This window comes from Trebonia sp., from assembly GCF_049794275.1.
Classification (GTDB): Bacteria; Actinomycetota; Actinomycetes; order Streptosporangiales; family Streptosporangiaceae; genus Trebonia.
In genome coordinates this window covers 1-2,530 of record NZ_JBARCR010000174.1, presented here as the reverse complement: position 1 = coordinate 2,530, position 2,530 = coordinate 1, and the positions used below count along the sequence as shown (strand labels likewise).

General features: G+C 66.2%; 4 protein-coding genes and 1 tRNA gene. 1 reads left to right on the top strand and 4 read right to left on the bottom strand.

The genetic code is table 11. The annotated features are described in order from the left end of the window. Positions 1-41: 41 nt before the first annotated feature. On the bottom strand, positions 42-485 hold the full coding sequence (locus WA805_RS04990) for a nitroreductase family deazaflavin-dependent oxidoreductase (protein WP_425241762.1): 444 nt from the start codon (positions 483-485) through the stop codon (positions 42-44). 125 nt (positions 486-610) lie between these two features. On the opposite strand from WA805_RS04990, the gene WA805_RS04985 reads away from it, so the two are divergent. After that, positions 611-1,120: a pyridoxamine 5'-phosphate oxidase family protein gene (locus WA805_RS04985; protein ID WP_425241761.1), complete on the top strand. Its 510-nt coding sequence runs from the start codon at positions 611-613 to the stop codon at positions 1,118-1,120. 14 nt (positions 1,121-1,134) lie between these two features. Here WA805_RS04985 and WA805_RS04980 read toward each other — a convergent pair whose 3' ends face one another. The 3 genes from WA805_RS04980 to WA805_RS04970 form a co-directional block, all read right to left on the bottom strand. Beyond that, positions 1,135-1,377: a DUF6457 domain-containing protein gene (locus tag WA805_RS04980; RefSeq protein ID WP_425241760.1), complete on the bottom strand. Its 243-nt coding sequence runs from the start codon at positions 1,375-1,377 to the stop codon at positions 1,135-1,137. A gap of 94 nt (positions 1,378-1,471) precedes the next feature. Beyond that, positions 1,472-2,293 carry a group I intron-associated PD-(D/E)XK endonuclease gene (locus WA805_RS04975; RefSeq protein WP_425241759.1) on the bottom strand — a complete coding sequence of 274 codons (822 nt, stop codon included), beginning with the start codon at positions 2,291-2,293 and terminating at the stop codon, positions 1,472-1,474. 48 nt (positions 2,294-2,341) lie between these two features. Then, a tRNA-Pro gene (locus WA805_RS04970) sits at positions 2,342-2,418 on the bottom strand. Positions 2,419-2,530: the final 112 nt, after the last annotated feature.

The window sequence follows — 2,530 nt, the reverse complement described above, 5'->3', positions numbered from 1 at the left end:
CCCTGGCTGCTTGCCGAGCACGACCGCCAGCGCGCGCTCGGTTACTGAGTCTTCTCCAGCACGAAGACCGGGATGAGCCGTGTGGTCTTCTTCTGGTACTCGGCGTACGGCGGGAAGGCCGCGACGGCCCGCTCCCACCACGGGCCGCGCTCCTCGCCGGTCAGCTCCCGCGCGGTCATCGACCACTTGTCCTGGCCGTCCTGCAGCTCGACGTCCGGGTTCGCGCGGAGGTTGTAGACCCACACCGGATTCTGCGGCGCGCCGCCCTTGGACCCGACGGCTAGGTAGCTGCCGTCGTGCTCCACGCGCATCAGCGGCGTCTTCCTGACCGCTCCGGTCTTCGCGCCGCGGTTGGTGACGATCACCACCGGCAGCTCAGTGTCGCGCAGCGTCGTCCCCTGCCTGCCGCCCGACCCCTCATACGCCTCAACCTGGTCCCGCACCCACGAAGCCGGGCTCGGTACGTACTCACCATCGATAGCCATGCTGATATCCAACACCACCAGGGCCCCGGCGCTTCCGCCCGCCTGCGGGCCGCGGCCCGTCGGCGGTGAATTCGGCCCGGGCACGGCGTCTACCCCAGCGAAGCCCAAAGGACAGGAGAGCGCCGATGTCCCAGACCGAACCCGTCGCAGAGTTCAACGAAAGCTTCAGCGAGCCGGGCGCCACGGCCCCGCCGTGGACCGAGGTGGCCGCCGTCCTGACGGCGTCCGAGATGTTCTGGCTGTCGACCGTGCGCCGGGACGGGCGGCCGCACGTCACCCCGCTGCCCGCGATCTGGCTGGACGGAACGCTGTACTTCTGTACCGGCTCCCTTGAGCAGAAGACAGCGAACCTGCGGTCCAGCCCCGGCTGCGTCCTGACCACCGGCAGCAGCGATCTCCGGTCCGGCCTCGACGTCGTGGTGGAGGGCACCGCCGTCCGCACGACCGACGTGCCCCGGTTGCACGAGCTGGCGGCGATCTGGAAGTCCAAGCTCGACTGGGACTACGTGGTCAGCGACGACGGGTTCGGGGATGACGCCGACCGGACGGGGCTCGTCTTCGGGGTGATGCCGGCGAAGATCCTCGCCTTCGGCAAGGCCCCGTACACCCAGACCAGGTACCGCTTCCCCGCCTGACCCGCCGCGCCCCGCTACGCGTCGGCGGCGGGAAGCAGGCCGCCGACGAGCCTGATCGCCTCCTCGGCCGACGCCCCGCGCCCGACCGCGACGCCGATGAGGTAGCTGCTCAGCGGCACCGCGAGCCGCACCACGTTGTGCGCGATATCCCCGGTCAGCGTCAGCAGCTCGTCCTGCGTGGCCGAGGGCAGCACGTCCTCGAGCGTGACATCCAGCGCCCCGGCCACCTCGCCAAGCCATATCTCCACGTCAGCCATCCCGCCACCCTTTCCACCGATCCGGACACGCGCCACGCCGATCCTCTCAGCCTCGCGTCCCCGCCCTCACGCCGAGGCCCGTGCGGCGTCGAACCTACGAGACAGGCACGACCACGCCAGGCGGTTCGTGATCGGCGTCGGCTCCTAGCAGCGCGCTCGCGTTCCCGACGAGGTACTTTCTATAGGTTCGCAGCTGGATCGCTACCCGGCCGGCGACGACGCGACTAGGTATCAGATACATGTCGAAGTCGCCATCCACGATGAAGAAGTAGTCGATAACATCGGGATCATAAGGCATGCGCGGCGCGAGATTTCCAACAGAGTACGGACGGCGGCTCACGGTCACGATGCCGTTGCCTGTGCTTTTCGTCGTCGTCGTTTTGACTTGCACCCGGTGGATTCCATCATCTGATTGAACCATGAGATCATAGACGGCCTGCTCGATAGGCAAGGAAATCGTAGACCCGCGAACCGTAAACCATGCGGCGGCAATGGGCAACGCGGCGTCGCGCAACCGCATTGGGTCAATACGCCAACTGGCCGGTGGAGGAATTGCGGTGCTTTTGGCATTGAGATGCCTGAGATCAAGCCCCAGTCTTATGGCATGCCCAGTGATGCGGGCTCGCGTATCTTTCCTGGGCGTTCGCAAGCCTAGCGATGTGAAAACGTCGTCCCACGAATGCCCTTCAGCTATAGCGCGTTTGAGCTGTGCGTCATCCCACGTGCGCGTCCCCTTGAAGTGAGATACGTCTAGGCCGAGCAGGGCCGTGTGACGCCGTACCCGGCGCATCACGCCCTCCGACGTCGTGGTCAAGCCAAGGGCGCGCACGACATCACGCCAGCATGCGGACGCCTTTACCGCATCCGTCAATTGGGCATCTGACCATGTGTATTTGGGCGGAATGGAAGTTCTCATACCCCCACAATAATGTGGGGGTATGACATTCGAGCGTGCATTTCATTGTCGGGACGGGGAGATTTGAACTCCCGAATCTCCTGACCCCCAGTCAGGCGCCTTAGACCAAGCTGGGCCACGTCCCGCCGCCGACCGGAAGCCCGATCGGCGTGTCCACCTTAGCGCATCCCGGGCGCCACCAGGAAACGACGGCCGGCCCGCGCCGCCCTCTCCGTGGCGAGCCTTCAGGAAGCAGTC